The organism is Streptomyces sp. NPDC006544 (assembly GCF_040611715.1).
In the GTDB taxonomy this organism is placed as follows: Bacteria; Actinomycetota; Actinomycetes; order Streptomycetales; family Streptomycetaceae; genus Streptomyces.
Genome location: NZ_JBEXOV010000018.1, coordinates 70,079 through 84,734 on the forward strand (window position 1 = coordinate 70,079; position 14,656 = coordinate 84,734).

The 14,656-nt window shown below is 70.4% G+C and carries 12 protein-coding genes and 1 pseudogene; 4 read left to right on the plus strand and 9 right to left on the minus strand.

Annotation, left to right across the window (positions count from 1 at the left end; genetic code table 11):
* Window positions 1-30 precede the first annotated feature (30 nt).
* The 4 genes from ABZY44_RS11765 to ABZY44_RS11780 form a co-directional block, all read right to left on the minus strand.
* The gene (locus ABZY44_RS11765; protein ID WP_356652494.1) at window positions 31-867 is read right to left on the minus strand and encodes a carbohydrate ABC transporter permease; all 837 of its coding nucleotides are present in this window, start codon (window positions 865-867) and stop codon (window positions 31-33) included.
* Window positions 868-872: 5 nt separating this feature from the next.
* Window positions 873-1,874 carry a sugar ABC transporter permease gene (locus tag ABZY44_RS11770; protein WP_356652496.1) on the minus strand — a complete coding sequence of 334 codons (1,002 nt, stop codon included), beginning with the start codon at window positions 1,872-1,874 and terminating at the stop codon, window positions 873-875.
* Window positions 1,874-3,148 carry an extracellular solute-binding protein gene (locus ABZY44_RS11775; RefSeq protein WP_356652498.1) on the minus strand — a complete coding sequence of 425 codons (1,275 nt, stop codon included), beginning with the start codon at window positions 3,146-3,148 and terminating at the stop codon, window positions 1,874-1,876. Before ABZY44_RS11775 ends, ABZY44_RS11770 begins: the two co-directional genes overlap by 1 nt.
* Window positions 3,149-3,283: 135 nt before the next feature.
* The gene (locus tag ABZY44_RS11780) at window positions 3,284-4,495 is read right to left on the minus strand and encodes an ROK family transcriptional regulator (RefSeq protein WP_356652500.1); all 1,212 of its coding nucleotides are present in this window, start codon (window positions 4,493-4,495) and stop codon (window positions 3,284-3,286) included.
* Window positions 4,496-4,601: 106 nt separating this feature from the next.
* On the opposite strand from ABZY44_RS11780, the gene ABZY44_RS11785 reads away from it, so the two are divergent.
* Window positions 4,602-6,737, plus strand: a complete 2,136-nt coding sequence (locus tag ABZY44_RS11785) for an alpha-galactosidase (protein WP_356652502.1) — start codon at window positions 4,602-4,604, stop codon at window positions 6,735-6,737.
* A gap of 216 nt (window positions 6,738-6,953) precedes the next feature.
* Here ABZY44_RS11785 and ABZY44_RS11790 read toward each other — a convergent pair whose 3' ends face one another.
* Window positions 6,954-7,403, minus strand: a complete 450-nt coding sequence (locus ABZY44_RS11790; RefSeq protein WP_356652504.1) for a hypothetical protein — start codon at window positions 7,401-7,403, stop codon at window positions 6,954-6,956.
* 253 nt (window positions 7,404-7,656) lie between these two features.
* Here ABZY44_RS11790 and ABZY44_RS11795 point away from each other — a divergent pair, with 253 nt between their 5' ends.
* Window positions 7,657-8,457 (plus strand): MerR family transcriptional regulator, encoded by an 801-nt coding sequence (locus ABZY44_RS11795; RefSeq protein ID WP_356652506.1) that lies wholly within the window; start codon window positions 7,657-7,659, stop codon window positions 8,455-8,457.
* The gene (locus ABZY44_RS11800; protein WP_356652508.1) at window positions 8,454-9,668 is read left to right on the plus strand and encodes a glycosyltransferase; all 1,215 of its coding nucleotides are present in this window, start codon (window positions 8,454-8,456) and stop codon (window positions 9,666-9,668) included. Before ABZY44_RS11795 ends, ABZY44_RS11800 begins: the two co-directional genes overlap by 4 nt.
* Before the next feature lie 575 nt (window positions 9,669-10,243).
* Here the strand turns inward: ABZY44_RS11800 and ABZY44_RS11805 are convergent.
* Window positions 10,244-10,702: an SRPBCC family protein gene (locus tag ABZY44_RS11805; RefSeq protein ID WP_356652510.1), complete on the minus strand. Its 459-nt coding sequence runs from the start codon at window positions 10,700-10,702 to the stop codon at window positions 10,244-10,246.
* Between the two features lie 2 nt (window positions 10,703-10,704).
* Window positions 10,705-11,643, minus strand: a complete 939-nt coding sequence (locus ABZY44_RS11810) for an SDR family oxidoreductase (RefSeq protein ID WP_356652513.1) — start codon at window positions 11,641-11,643, stop codon at window positions 10,705-10,707.
* A 463-nt stretch (window positions 11,644-12,106) separates the two neighbouring features.
* Between ABZY44_RS11810 and ABZY44_RS11815 the strand changes: the two genes are divergently transcribed.
* Window positions 12,107-13,615, plus strand: coding sequence for an FAD-dependent oxidoreductase (locus ABZY44_RS11815; RefSeq protein ID WP_356652552.1), 1,509 nt, complete (start codon window positions 12,107-12,109; stop codon window positions 13,613-13,615).
* A 374-nt stretch (window positions 13,616-13,989) separates the two neighbouring features.
* On the opposite strand, the pseudogene ABZY44_RS11820 reads toward ABZY44_RS11815, so the two are convergent.
* Window positions 13,990-14,145, minus strand: a pseudogene (locus ABZY44_RS11820) (methyltransferase); the annotation flags it as partial.
* Between the two features lie 184 nt (window positions 14,146-14,329).
* Window positions 14,330-14,560 (minus strand): DUF5133 domain-containing protein, encoded by a 231-nt coding sequence (locus ABZY44_RS11825; protein WP_356652515.1) that lies wholly within the window; start codon window positions 14,558-14,560, stop codon window positions 14,330-14,332.
* Between the last annotated feature and the right edge of the window lie 96 nt (window positions 14,561-14,656).

Sequence of the window (14,656 nt, forward strand, 5' to 3'; positions counted from 1 at the left end):
CTTCATCGGGGTGGGGGGGAAGGGGCGGGCTCAGCCCTTGAGTCCGCTGGTGGCGATGCCTTCGACGATGTAGCGCTGTGCGACGAGGAACATGACGACGAGCGGCGCGATGGTCACGACCGCTCCGGCGAAGAGTCCCGGGAGGTTGATGGTCTGGGCGGTGAGGAAGTTCGACAGTGCGATCTGCGCCGTCCACGACCCCGGGTCCTGTCCGACGACCAGCGGCCACAAGAAGGCGTTCCAGCTGTCGATGAACGCCAGCGCCCCCAGTGAGGCCAGCATCGCCACGGAACTCGGGAGCGCGACCCGCCGGTAGAGCCCGAGCCAGCCGAGGCCGTCCAGACGGCCGGCTTCTTCCAGTTCCTTGGGGAACCGGAGGTAGAAGTTGCGGAACAGCAGTACCGCAAAAGGGTTGAACAGGCCGGGCGCGATGATGCCCCACAGCGTGTTCACTCCGCCGAGGGAGCCCACGACGATGAACGTCGGGACGAAGGTCGCCGAGCCCGGGATCATCATGGTGGCCATGATGAGCGCCAGCAGGAATCCGCGGCCTGGCAGAGGAATCCGTGCGAAGGCGTATCCGGCGGCCGAGGCGAACAAGGTCGAGAGGGGTGCGCTGATCAGCGCGACGATCAGTGAGTTCCGCAGGCCTTCTGCCATGTGCAGGGTCGGGTCGGAGAACAGGGAGGTGAAGTTCTCCCAGTGCAGGGTGGACGGCCACCAGGTCCAGTGCGGTGACGTGATGCCCTGGGAGTCCATCAGGGAGTTGCGGAGCATGATGTAGAAGGGCGCCAGGAAGATCAGGGTGACCACGCCGATGAGCGCGCTCCGGGCCGTCACCCGCACGGTGCGGTTGAGCGATTGCACGGGTCTCACTCCTCGTTCTTGCCGAAGCCGGTGATCCGGCCCTGGATCAGCGTCACGGCCACGATGAGGGCGGTGACCATGAACGCGCCGGCCGATCCGAGGCCGTAGTTCTGGTCCTGCATCGCCTTGCCGTACAGGTACACCAGTGGCGGGCGTACCGCTGTGGCGGCACCGCTGGTCGCCCCGCCGCCTCCGGTGAACAGGTTGTAGAACTCGTCGAACGCCTGGAACGCGGCGATGAACAGCAGCATGAGCACCGCCACCGAGGTGTTGCGGAGCATCGGCAGCGTGATCCGGCGTGTCAGGCGCCAGCCGGTCGCGCCGTCGAGGGACGCCGCCTCGTAGATCTCCCGGGGGATGCCCTGGAGGCCGGCCAGGAACAGGACCATGAAGAAGCCGACCTGGAGCCAGAGCCGCAGGGTGACGATCACGACCCAGTACAGGGGTGGGCTCTGTGTCTGGAGCCAGGGCGTCGCATCCATCCCGAACCAGGCGCCGATGGTGTTGGCGACGCCGCCGGGGACGCCGTTGAACAGGCACATCTTCCACACCAGCGAAGCGGCCACGTACGACACCGCGGCCGGGATCAGGAAGCTGGTGCGGAACAGGGCCCTGCCACGCCTGATCCGGTGGACCATCAGGGCCAGACCGAGCGAGCCGACGAACGTGACCGGCACGATGAACAGGGTGAACAGCAGGATCTGGGTGAGGGACTTGCGGAACTCGGGGTCTGCGAGGAGCTGGTGGTAATTGGCGAATCCGACCCAGTCGCCCAGGGCGATCGTGCGGTCCGCCTTGGAGAAGCTGAGCAGGAAGCTCCACACGATGGCGAAGTACTTGAAGATCCCGATGCCGACCAGGATCGGGGCGCTCAGCAGGGCGAAGGCGCCTACGGTCCGCCAGTCCGTACGTCGACGCCGGGTTGCCGCGGGGGCGGCATCCCTCGACTGATCCGCGGGACGTCCTGGGCGCGTCGGGGACAGCGTCGCCCGGGGGGCGGTGCCCATCAGACCTTCTGCTTGTCGATCTCGGGCTGGGCCTTCGCGGCGCCGGCGGTCAGCAGGTCCGCCACGTCGCCCTGACCGGTCATCGCTTTGGACGCGGCGTCACTGAAGGCGGTTCGGACCGCGCTTGACCAGGTGTTCGGGTTCGCCTTGCCGTACTGGGCCGCCAGCTCGACGGCTTCCTTGGCGGTACCGGTACGGAGCTTGTCGGCCTCGGCGACGACGGCCTTGCGCGGCGGGATGTGGAGACCGTAACTCTGGGAGAAGTCCTTCTGCAGATCGGTCTGCGCGATCCACAGCCACTGCACGTACTTCTTCGCCGCCTCGACGTTGCCGCCCTTCGCGTTGACCAGGCAGCTCCAGCCGCCGATGCGGACCATCGGCTTGCCGCCCGCCTTCAGGGCCGGCCACGGGGCCACGCCGAAGTCTTCGCCGAGCTCCTTCTCGACGGCGGGCATCGACCACAGGCCGCCCCATTGCATCGCGGCGGCGTTCTGGGTCAGGGCCGAGGGGTCCCACCAGTCGGTGGTGAAACCGCGCAGCAGCGAGTTGTCGGCATGCAGTCGCTTGACGGCGGTCAGGGCCTCGACGGCTTGTGCGGAGGCGAACGCGGCCTTCCCGTCGGCCACCAGCTCGCCACCGTTGGACAAGATCGCGTTGAACGGAGCGTCGCCGACGCCGTCGTTGCCGACGAACAGGCCCTTGGTGTTCTTGGTGGTGAGCTCCTTGGCGGCGTCGGCGAGTTCGGCGAAGGTCGTCGGGACCTTGATGCCGGCCTTGTCCAGGGTGCTCTTGCGGTAATAGAGCATCATCGCGTCGTCGACCTGCTTGACACCGTAGAGCTTGCCGCCGGCCGTCAGGTACTCCAGGTTGGTGCTGGTGAAGTCCGACTTGCTCGCGCCGTAGATGTCATCGAGGGCGGCTATCTGGCCGCTCTTCGCCAAGCCGGTCTCGAAGTCGCCCAGTTCGAAGACGTCGGGCGCCTCGGAGGTCAGCAGCGTCGAGTTCAGCTTCGCCTGGTAGTCGCCGGGTATCCAGCTGATCTTGACTGCGATGTCCGGGTTGGCCTTGGTGAACGCGGTGGCGTAGCGGGTCACGGCCTGCTGGGTCCCGGCCTCGCCGTAGGCGTGGTACCAGACGTTCAGCGTGGTCTTGGCGCCGCCGGCGGAACCGCTGCCGGCCGGGTCGGTGCTACACGCGGCGACGGCGCCCGCGACGAGCAGAAGGGACCCGCCGAGGAATCCCCGTCGGCAGAGGTCGGCCTTGCGTGGGCTCATTTCGCATCCTGTTTTTCGTTGAGGGACGGGATCGAAGGACACCGGTCAGGACTGTGCGGCGGCGCCGAAGCCATACGTCGTGCGCGTGGCCACCGTGCGCGTGGCCACCGTGCGCGTGGTCACCGTGCGCGTGGGTCACCGTGCGCGCGCGGTGGTGCGGACCTGAGGGAACAGGGCCTGGATGCTGACCGCGGCGGCGCCGCGGGCCCACTCCTCGAACGGGAGCGGACGGACGAGGACCGGAGCCCGAGCGGCGGCTCCGAAGGCGTGCGCGGCGAACGACGCCCAGATGCGCTCCTCGAGCAGGTCGTACGTGTCGAGGCCTTCGCCGGAGACCACGATCCGCTCGGGGCCGCAGATGTTGACCATCGCCGCGACCACGAGCCCGATCGCGGTTCCGGCCTTGGCGAAGACCTCCTTCACCGGCTCGTCGCCCGCTCGCGCACGCTCCACGGCGCGTCCGAAGTCCATGTCGCTCTCGCCGGACGCCGTTCGCGCGGCCGCCAGGATCGCCCCGGTGGTGGCGACGGTCTCGGCGCAGCCCTGACGGCCGCAGCGGCAGCGCGTGCCGTCCGGATCTACGCAGATGTGCCCGATCTCCCCGGCCACGCCGTACGCCCCGGTGAGCAGACGGCCGTCGACAACGATGCCGCAGCCGATGCCGGACCCGACGGTGACGAGCGCGAACGAGTCGGTTCCCACACCCTCGCCGAACCAGTGCTCCGCGACGGTGAGCGCCTTGACGTCGTTCTCGACGGTGACGCCGAGCCCGGTCGCCTCGGCCGCGAGCCGGCCGATCGGGACGTCCTGCCAGCCGAGCCGGGCCGACCACCGGACCAGCCCCCGGACCCGGTCGACGTCACCGGAGATGGCGACGCCGAGATTCCGGGTCCGGGCCCGGTAGTCAGGGCCAGAGTCGAGGAGTTCGTCGACGAGCGCGGCGAGTTCCACGACCACGGCCTCGGGGCTGCGGTCCGGGAGCGGCCGCCGAACGGAGACGCGCACCTGGGCCTGGAGGTCGCAGAGGACGCCGACGATCTCGCCGACCATCTCGTCGACGAGGTCGTCGGTCGTGACCTTCACGCCGACGAAGTACTCGCGCTCGGCGGTGACGGCCAGCGGGCTGACCGGACGTCCGGCCCCCGGCGCGATCCGTTCGGAGGCGAGCTCGTGCAGGTACCCGGCGTCGAGGAACGGCCGCGCGGCCTTGGTGACGGCTGCCGACGACAGGTCGAGACGGCGGGCCATCTCCACCCGGCTGAGCGGGCCTTCGGTCAGGAGGAGGGACAGGACTGCGGACGCCGCAGGCGTCGCCGCCAGCGTCTTGGCTGACTGTTCTGGAAACACGGGTGAAACCTAGGGGTATTAAATTAACTTCGTCAAGTATTGAATCCCCATGGATTCCCCACCTACGCTCGGGCCCCAACTGCTCGTGCTCACAGGGGATTCAGCCTTGAACCACCCGCCCATATCCTTCGACCCCGCGACCGGCCTCGGCCTGCTGCGCACCCCGAACAGCCTGTACGCGCTGCGCGTGGGCCAGGACGGAAGCCCGCGGCACATCTACTGGGGTGCCCCCCTGGAAGCCTCCGCGGTGGCCGCACTGCCCGAGGCGCACTCCCCCGCGGTCAGCAGCTTCGAGTCGGAGGCGGCGCCCGACGAGCTGGGCATCCAGACCGGGGCCCGGTTCGGTCCCGCCGGGCTCCAGGTCCGTTTCGCCGACGGGGTACGAGGAGCACAGTGGCGGTTCGAAGGCCACAGCATCGAGGGCGGAACCCTGCGGATCCACCTCAAGGACCTCGTCTATCCGCTCGCGGCAGACCTCTGCTACCACGTGCGCGACGACACCGACGTCATCGAGCGCTGGACCGAAGTCACCCACACCGGCGACGGCCCGGGAACCGACGCGGCGGACGGGCCGGGCCGCGGGCCCTTCGTCCTCGAGCGCTGCGACTCCGCCTCCTGGGCGCTGCCGCACCGCGCGGACTACCGCCTGAGCCACTTGACCGGCGGCTGGAACAGCGAGTTCCAACTGAACCGCGACCGGCTCCCGGTCGCCGAGACCGTCCTGACCAGCCGCCGCGGTCTCACCAGCCACCACGCGAACCCGTGGCTGGCGCTGGACGACGGGACCGCCGACGAGGAGCGGGGCGAGGTCTGGAGCAGCGCCCTGGCCTGGAGCGGGAGTTGGCGGATCACCGTGGACCGTGATCCGGTGGGCCGCACCACCTGGAGCGGCGGCTTCGGGCACGAGGGCGTCAGCTGGACGCTGGAGCCGGGACAGAGCCTGCGCACACCGGTCTACGCCGGGCTCTACAGCTCCTGCGGATTCGGCGCGGCCAGCCGCTCCTGGCACCGGTACGTCCGCGCCCACGTCCTGGCCCACCCGGACGAGGACCGGCCGGTCCTCTACAACTCCTGGGAGGCCACCGGGTTCGACGTCTCGGAGGCCGGGCAGCGGAAACTCGCGGCGGCCGCCGCCGACCTGGGCGTCGAACTGTTCGTCCTGGACGACGGCTGGTTCGGCGCGCGCCGCGACGCCCGCGCCGGGCTGGGCGACTGGACGCCGCGCGCCGACGCCTTCCCGCGCGGTCTGCGCCCGCTCTCCGACGAGGTGCACCGACTGGGGATGAAGTTCGGGCTGTGGGTCGAGCCGGAGATGGTCAACGCCGACAGCGACCTGTACCGCACGCATCCGGAGTGGGTCGTGCACGCCCCGACCCGGCGGGCCACCGAAATGCGCGACCAGCTCATGCTGAACCTCGGACGGCCGGACGCGGCGGCCTGGGTCCTGCGGACACTGGACGGCCTGGTCCGCGAGCACGGCGTCGACTACCTGAAGTGGGACGCCAACCGCGTCGTCACCGAGGCTGGCTGGAGCGGCCACCGGGACCCGGACCGGCTGTGGATCGACCACACCCGCGCGGTCTACGCGATCATGGACCAGCTGCGCGGCGACCACCCGGACCTGCGGATCGAGGCGTGCGCGGGCGGCGGCGGCCGCGCCGACCTCGGTGTCCTCGCCCGCACCGACGAAATCTGGACCTCGGACAACACCGACCCCGTGGACCGGCTCGCCATCCAGCACGGGTTCAGCCAGCTGTTCCCGGCCCAGGCGATGGCGGCGTGGGTCACCGACAGCCCGAACGGGGCGACCGGACGCGCGACACCGCTGCGCTTCCGGTTCCACGTCGCGATGGCCGGGGTGCTCGGCCTCGGCGGCGACCTGATCGCGTTCACCGCCGAGGAGAAGGCGGAGACCGCCGAGCACCTGGCCGCGTACAAACAGATCCGCGCTCTGGTCCAACACGGGGACCAGTACCGGCTCACCGGAGAGGGCGGCGTCCGGGCGGTGCACTACGCGGCCCCGAACGGAGCGGAACACGCGGTCATCGCCTGCCGTCCCGCGACACGCTTCGGGCACGCGGCCGCCCCGCTGGCACTGCCCGGACTGCGGTCCGACGCCCGCTACGAGGAGCTGCCCGTCGGCACGGTCCACGACGGCGCGCTCCTGACCACGCGGGGCCTCGACCTGGGCCTGCCGGCCGGCGACTACGCGAGCCGGTTGATCCGACTGCGGCGCCTGTGACCACGGGACCGGGACGGCATGGCACCCTGCCGGGCGGCGGGAACCGGCCGCTCTTCGGGCCTGTACCGGTAGCCCAGACGGGGCCGTTTCCTGCGGCCCGGCCTGGCGGCCCAGGACCTTGTGGCCGCCGCCGTCGGGGATGTTCCCGAGCTTCTTGATGTCGACGTGGACCAGCAGCGTTGGGCGGTGGTGGGTGAGACCTGGAAGCGTTCGGCATCATCCAGACCGGAACCGAGTCCTACCGCCTCGCCGCGACCAAAGCCCAGGCCGAGCGAGCAGCGGGCTGAGGCGCTTGGGAACTGCGCCGTGAGGCGCTGACGGGGTTCCGGCTTCGATCTCCCGCAGCAGTTCGCCGTCATCGTCATAAAGTTCAAGACTGAACGGCAGGCCGAACCGGGTCAACAGCGTTGCCAGATCCTCGAACCGCTGAGGATCGACGACTCCGTTCAGAAGCGTGTCGCCCTCGGTTGGGTCGACCTCGAGGCGACACCAGCCGGTCTCAACTTCATACGACTTCCACGAAGCCGATCTGGAACTCCAGCCTGCCCCGATGAACCGCTCGACTACCAACGAGGCACTCGGGGCCCCCGTCAAGCCGCCACACACGTTGTTGTTGATCTCAAGCCAGACGGGATCGAGCGGTTGTCCCTCATCGGATATGTCCACACCTGAATTATGGAGCAGACCGCGATCCTCGACCGCACGCGCTTGCGACGCTGGATCTCGTCGATGTTGATCACGCAACCCCGAGCCAAGTGCCTCCCGAAGCCTCGACAGACATCATCCGCTTCCCCCTTCCCCGCAGTTCTCCACGGTCAGGCTTCGCCGCCGCGGACCGTGCCATGCCCCCCTCTGGCGCGCGAGTTGACCCTCCCCCTACGTCAGGCTGGAGGCTGTATGCCGACGAAAGGACAGGTGGATGAGCTACTCCGTGGGGCAGGTCTCGGCCTTTGCCGGCGTGACAGTGCGGACACTGCATCACTACGACAAGGCGGGCCTGCTTTCGCCCAGTGACCGCAGCAGCGCGGGATACCGGCTCTACAGTGAAGCCGACCTGGTAGGTCTCCAGCAGATCCTCTTCTACCGTGAACTCGGCTTCCCCCTCGACGAGATCGCCGCGATCTTGCGGGATCCGCAGGGGAACGCCCTGGAGCGGCTCCGGGCCCGGCAGCGGCAGCTGAGTGAGGAGATCGCCAGGCTGCAGCGGCTGGCCGAGGTGGCGGAGCGGGCGATAGAGGTCCAGAAGACCGGGGTGTCCCTGACCCCGCAAGAACGTTTCGAGGTCTTTGGTGAGGTCACCTTCGACCTGAGTTACGCCACCGAGGCAGAGCTGAAGTGGGCACGATCGGAGGGACAGAGCGAGGCGGTGGCGCGCGCGGCTGTCCACACCAAGGAGGACTGGCGCCAGCTCATGGGGGAAGCCGCCACATGGCGCGCGGAGCTGCTCGCGGTCTTCGACGAGGGTGAACCGGGCGACGGCGAGCGGGCCATGGACCTCGCCGAGGAGCACCGCCTGCACATCGCACGCTGGTTCACCGCCTGTCCGCCTGACATGCATCGGCGCATCGCGGACGACTTCGTCGCCGACCCGCGCGCCTTCGCTCTGGTCGTACCGCCCTCGCAGCAACGCCCGGGCCTGGCCGTCTACACGTGCAAGGCGGTCCACGCCAACGCGGCCCGCCACCCCGGTGGAAGTATGGATTTTGAGGAGGCCCCATGAGGATCCTGATCGCCGCGGCCGGATCGCGCGGCGACGTCGCACCCTACACGGGCCTGGGTGCTGAACTGCGCCGGGCCGGGTACGACGTCGCCCTCGCCGCCCCAGAGACCTTCGCACCCCTCGTACGCGACGCAGGGCTGGAATTCCGCTGTCTGCCCGCCGACACACGGGTGGGTGGCGGCGGCACAGGCACCCGTGAACTGATGCGGACCGCTGCCGCGTTCATCACCGAACTGGGTCAGGGCTTCGCCGACGCGGTGGGCGATGACACGGACCTGCTCCTGCTGTCGACCACGACGGCCCCGCTCGGCTGGCACCTCACCGAGGCCATGGGCATACCGAGCCTCGGCGTGTACCTCCAGCCCACCGCACCGACCGGCGACTTCCCGCCCGTCGTGACAGGCTCCCGCTCGCCGGGACGTCTCGCCAACCGGGCAACCGGACGCTTCGCACTGCGGATGGCCGACCGCGTCTACGCACAGGCGGTCGCAAAGCTGCGCCACCGCCTCGAGCTGCCCCCGGCCTCCCCTTCCGAGATGCGTCGACGACAGGAACAGGCGAACTGGCCCATTGTGCACGGCTTCAGCACGGCCCTGGCGCCCCGTCCCTCCGACTGGCGCTCCGGCCTGAGGGTCGTCGGCAACTGGTGGCCCCATCACGATGCGACCGAACGGCTGCCTGCCGAGCTCGAGGACTTCCTGCGTGCCGGACCCCGGCCCGTCCTCATCGGATTCGGAAGCATGGCATCCGGCGACGGGGAACGACTGAGCGAGATCGCTGTGCGGGCCCTGCGCCGCGCCGGGCTGCGGGGGATCCTCCAGGCCGGCAGCGCCGGGCTCGCCGCCGACGGAGACGACCTGCTCACCATCGGGGCCGTGCCGCACGCCCTGCTGTTTCCACGGCTGGCCGCGGTGGTCCACCACGGCGGGGCCGGCACCTCGGCCGCCGCGCTGCGCGCCGGCGTACCTGCTGTCACCGTGCCGGTGACCGCGGACCAGCCGTTCTGGGCGGGGCGGCTCGCCGCCCTCGGCGCCGCCACCGACCCGATTCCCTTCCGGTCCCTCACGGTGGAACGGCTTGCCGACTCACTGCACCAAGTAGTGAAGCAGCAGGCACACAGCCGGGCCGCCGCAAGAGCGGCGAAACATATGGCGACCGAGAACGGAGCAGGCCAGACGCTCAGAACGATCCAGCAGCTGGCCGGTGGATGACGCCGGTCCGTTCCGATGGAGCCGATGGGGATGACGATCCAAGGGGCGCCGACCACGGCGGTGAGCCGGTCGAGGAAGCCACTGCTGGTCGCCGAGGGCGAAGGCGGCGGCGCCTGGCGGCGGCGCGCTGCAGGGAATCCCGCGCCGTCTCCGCGAGGTCGCGTCGGGCGGCTTCTCGGCCTCGCCTGGGACCGGCCGACGGCGCGCGGTCTGGTCCAGCCAACGCCGCTACCACCACGGTGGCGGCCGCATCGGCGAAGCCGGCCCCGGCCGGACCAGTGGCGGTCAGAGAGGGGAGCGCGGTGACGGTCTCCCGGAGGTGGACCCGGGCCCGGACCAGCCTTCCTCGGCACATCCCCGACGTCCCGCGAGACCGGCACGGAGTATGCTGCGCGACCGCCCTCACCTGACGTCCTGCCCAGGCCGCCGATTCCCTCCCCGCCCGCTTCGCGGCGGTGCCTCGGTACGCGAAACGTCGGCGGTGAAGGTCCAGACGGGGGCGGCCGTCGCTGCGTCCGGGCAGCGGAGCCAGAACGAGCTGCGCACGGCCCCGGGCCCCCCTCTCTCCCTCGGCCTCAGGCACTTTCGTGGGCGGAAGCTCCGGCATGTTCTTCGACGACGTCGGAGAGCCGTCGTAGCATGTCGCGGTGGCGCAGCTGGATCAGCGCGTCGACCGCGGCGTTGTGCAGGGCGCCCCCGAGCCCGCGCAGCGGGTGTTCGTCCACAATGACCAGGGACTCCTGACCCCAGGGGCGGACCTCGATCGCGACCCGGGCGGTGCCGAGGGGGCCGCTGTCGACTTCGAGTTCGAGTGCTCGGGGTGCGTCCACACTGCGGACGACCGTCGTACCCGACAGCGTCCACGGCCCGATCCGGACGGCGTACTCGAGGGCGGAGTCCAGTTCGGGCCACGCGCCGCGGGCGGCGTGTGATTCGCTCGTGCCGACCACCCAGTCCGCGTAGAGGGAGGCGTCGGCGAGGACGGTCCATACCTGGTGCGGGGCGGCGTGGATCAGTCGGTGTCGTATGGCCATGGTCACTCCCCGGAGTGGAGGTAAGGATCAGGGTTCCGCACGCCGGCCCGGACGGTGCCTGCGGCGGCGCCGCCGGGTCCGAGGAGGCCGGTGGGCGGCAGGGGCGCTTCCCCGCGGTCGGCGAGGACCTGGCGGGAACGGTGCGCGACGACGGATGGCAGAAGGGCGCGCGCTGCGTGGGCGCCGCGCAGCCACGGTGGGGCGTAGATGTGCGCGGATCGGCGTTCGATGCCGCGGATCATGGCCCGGATGTAGGGGGCGGGGTCGTGGATGGCGGAGGCCGGCCAGGGCAGGTGCGTCCGCAGTTCGCGGAAGACGGTCGTTTCTTCGGCTTCGCGGATCATGGCGGTGTCGGCCCAGTTCAGGTAGGCGACGCCGACATCGACACCGCGGTGGGAGATCTCGGCGCGCAGGGCGTGCGCGAACGCTTCCGCGCCGGCTTTCGACGCGCAGTAGGCCGTGAGGAGGGGTGCGGGCGCGAGGGCTGCCATGGAGGCGACCTGGAGGTAGTAGCCGTGGGTGTGGAGCAGGTCCGGCAGGAAGCAGCGCGCCGTCAGGGCGCTGCCGACGATGTTGACGTCGATCACCCGTCGCCAGGCGTCGGTGTCACAGTCCAGCAGGGGCCCGCCGAGAGCCACCCCCGCGTTCGCGACGACTATCGAAGGCCTGCCGAGCGTCCGGCGGATGGCATCGGCGGCCGCGGCGAGCTCGTCGGCGCAGGTCACGTCGAGGGGCCAGTGGACCGCCACGCCGGGCAGGTCCGACGCGAGGCGGGCGAGGCGGCGGTCTTCCAACCCCACCAGGGCCACCCGGGCGCCGCTGTAGGACAGCGCGTATGCCAGCCCCTGGCCGAGTCCGCGTGCGGCGCCCGTGACGACCGCGACGCGGCCCTCCAAGGGCCTCTCGACGCCCGGGTGCTCACGGCGACCGTGCCTGGTCATGCCGGGCATCTGCCCGCCGGGCGCCCCGCTACACGGTGAGCCGGTCGCCTCGCAGCACAGGAACGTGCCGGGAGCGGACTCCCCCTGTATGGCGCTGCGGCATCAGGCCCGAGTCCGAGGCACGCCGTCATTCACGCTGTCGAAGCCGCGATAGTGCGGCCGTACAAAGGGCCAGAGAGCAAGCCTAGCTAGCTTCGCTCCCACGGGGCCTCAGCACGGACCGGGGGGTACTACGGCCCGTCACCGAGCGCCGCCCAGGGCCTGTACCCGGGTGCAGGCCCGTTTACCACGCCTCGTTCACACAGATATCGCCAGGAGCGGCATGGGTCCTGACCCGATGTCCGCCGGCCCCTGTGCGGCGGCCCCCGGGTCCGACGGCGGCGGCGCGATCTCGCATCACAAGCGCTTTCGTGGGCAGCCGCACCCCATGAACCGACTTCCCGATGCCGAACGGTCTTACTGGATGCAGTCGGCCGCCCTTGCGTCCTTCGCCCCACTCTCACAATCCGCTGAGGCGGATGTCGCGGTGATCGGCAGCGGAATCGCGGGCCTCAGCACGGCGTGGGAACTGGCCAGAGCCGGGCTGAGCGTCATCGTGTTCGAAGCGAACCGGCTCGCGAGCGGCGTCACGGGGCACACGACAGGAAAGCTCACCGCGCTGCACACCTCCGTGTATGCCACGCTCCGGAGCAAGCGCGGTGACGAAGCGGCCCGCTACTACGCCGATTCCCAGAGCGCCGCCCTGCGGCACGTGTTCGACGTGGCCTCGGAGCTCGGTATCGACTGCGAGCTCGAGGGGCGCCCGGCCCTCACCTACTGTGAGCAGCCCGACGGTGTCGAGGCGTTGCGCGCGGAGGCCGAGGCGGCCCGGTCGGTCGGGCTCGACGCGTCGTTCGTGACCGAGACCGGCCTGCCCTTTCCCGTCGCCGGCGCCGTGAGGGTCGAGAACCAGGCCCAGTTCCACCCGCTGAAGTACCTGCGCGGACTCGTCGAGGACATCATCGCGCGGGGCGGGAGGATCTACGAGGGCACCCGTGTCACCAGGCTCGATGACGGGGACCCGTGCCGGCTCACCACGGAGGCCGGAGTGAGCGTCTCCGCCCGGCACGTGGTCGTGGCCACCCACCATCCCGTCTTCGATCACGCCGTCCTCGCCTCCCGGCTGACCCAGCACCGCGACCTCGTGGTCGCCGGAGCGCTGCCCGCTGCCCAGGACCCGCAGGGTATGTACATCACCGCTGAAGGCGGCAAACGCTCCGTCCGCACGGCGCCGCTCTCGGATGGCAGTCGGCTCCTCATCGTGACCGGCGAAGCCTTCACTCCGGGCAGCGGCGAAGACACCGCGGCCGGGTATGCCCGCTTGCAGGCCTGGACCGAGCAGCGCTTCCCCGGCGTGACGCTCTCCCGCCGGTGGGCGGCGCAGGACAACAGCTCCACGGACACCGTGCCCCTCGTCGGCAGGCTGCCCACGGGCGGCGAGAACGTATACGTCGCGACCGGCTTCGCGGGCTGGGGCATGACGGGCGGGGTCATGGCGGGGACGCTCATCGGCTCCCTCGTCGTCGGATCCCCGCAACGGTGGGCCGGCCTCTACGACCCCGCTCGCCTCGGCTCGTCGGTGCGATCCGCCCCGGAGTTCCTCAAGGCGCAGTGGGACACCGGGAAGCACTTCGTCAAGGACCGCCTCGACACGCTCGGCGACGGCACGAACGGCCCGGTCCGGGACCTGCGACCGGGAGAAGGAACGGTGGTCCGCGCCGGCGGCAAGCCCTGCGCGGTGCACCGCGACGACCAGGGCGAGTTGCACGCCGTGTCCGCCGTCTGCACCCACCTGGGATGCCTCGTCGCCTTCAACAATGCCGAACGCACCTGGGAGTGCCCCTGCCACGGTTCCCGCTTCGGCATCGACGGTCAGGTCGTTCAGGGCCCGGCATTGAGCCCGCTGGAGCGAAGGGACGCCGGAGACCTGTGACGGGCCGACGCCCGCCCTCCGGGCTGCACCTGGGGTTCGGCCGACCCGGGCAACCCCGGACCCTGTGCCGGTCCCATGGGCCGGTCCCGTGGGCTCGGGCGCAGACTCGGTGTCACCTCGCTTGGCTATGCGCTATGCGCTAAGCAGAGGTGCGCAGACCGGTCCGCGGCGGCTATGCCGGGCGCGCCGGCCAGCGCGCCGGGTACTGCGTTGCTGTTCTGCCTGGGAAACCTTTCGCCCCGACCTGAGACGCCGACCTGAGTCACGGGGTGAAAAGGACCTTGACGGCGCTGTCCTGTTCTTCTGGAACATCTCGTAAGCGTCGGAGCCTCGGCCAGGGGGAGCCGGTTCCCGCCCCGCGACGGCAGGCGCCCCGGGGCTGGGACGTAGGGCGGATTCGAGATGATCAGGTCGAAGCGGCTATCCGTGGTGCGTGCCGCGAAGTCGCCGTGGACGACGCGCAGTCGCAGTCGTTCGCGTACGGCGTTCAATCGTGCGGTGAAAACGGCGCGCCAGGAGACATCTCGAGCTCGCCGTCGCGTGGGCCGCCGCTACGGGCGCCGGAAGCCTTTTCCACCCTGCCCCCCTGCGTTACGGCCGCCGCGAGCCGCCCCCTGGAAAGCTCCGCGTCGGCGGTCCACCAGCCCAGCCCGCGATCACCCAGGACCGCGTCCTGGAGGGGCGGGCTGCCGAGGACGTCGGTTGCCGGACCGGTCAGCGGGAAGCGAGTACCGAGTCGTCGAGGGGGCTCGTGCCGGGCAGGTGATGGCGGGCGGCGATGAGGGCGGCGTGCACGTCCGTCGTACCGGTGGCCACGCACAGGGCTCGTTCCACGTCCTCGATCTCCTTGCGCACGGGCGAGTGGCCTTCCGCCGCGTCGAGTACGGACAGCGCCCAGTAGCGGTCGACGAGGCCGGGGAGAACGGCGGGGTGTGCCATCAGCATCGGGGGTACCTTTCGCCGGGGATCGACATGCAGGCGTCGCCTACCCTGCCGATCACCGCTGAATCGCACACATGCTTCTGGTTCCGGGGGTGGGCC

What these genes read in the sequence shown, in the direction of transcription:
- ABZY44_RS11770 (WP_356652496.1), bottom strand. Translation starts at nt 1,874, where the DNA reads ATGGGCACCGCCCCCCGGGCGACGCTGTCCCCGACGCGCCCAGGACGT.
- ABZY44_RS11775 (WP_356652498.1), bottom strand. Translation starts at nt 3,148, where the DNA reads ATGAGCCCACGCAAGGCCGACCTCTGCCGACGGGGATTCCTCGGCGGG.
- ABZY44_RS11795 (WP_356652506.1), top strand. Translation starts at nt 7,657, where the DNA reads ATGAGCTACTCCGTGGGGCAGGTCTCGGCCTTTGCCGGCGTGACAGTG.
- ABZY44_RS11800 (WP_356652508.1), top strand. Translation starts at nt 8,454, where the DNA reads ATGAGGATCCTGATCGCCGCGGCCGGATCGCGCGGCGACGTCGCACCC.
- ABZY44_RS11805 (WP_356652510.1), bottom strand. Translation starts at nt 10,702, where the DNA reads ATGGCCATACGACACCGACTGATCCACGCCGCCCCGCACCAGGTATGG.
- ABZY44_RS11810 (WP_356652513.1), bottom strand. Translation starts at nt 11,643, where the DNA reads ATGACCAGGCACGGTCGCCGTGAGCACCCGGGCGTCGAGAGGCCCTTG.
- ABZY44_RS11815 (WP_356652552.1), top strand. Translation starts at nt 12,107, where the DNA reads ATGCAGTCGGCCGCCCTTGCGTCCTTCGCCCCACTCTCACAATCCGCT.
- ABZY44_RS11825 (WP_356652515.1), bottom strand. Translation starts at nt 14,560, where the DNA reads ATGCTGATGGCACACCCCGCCGTTCTCCCCGGCCTCGTCGACCGCTAC.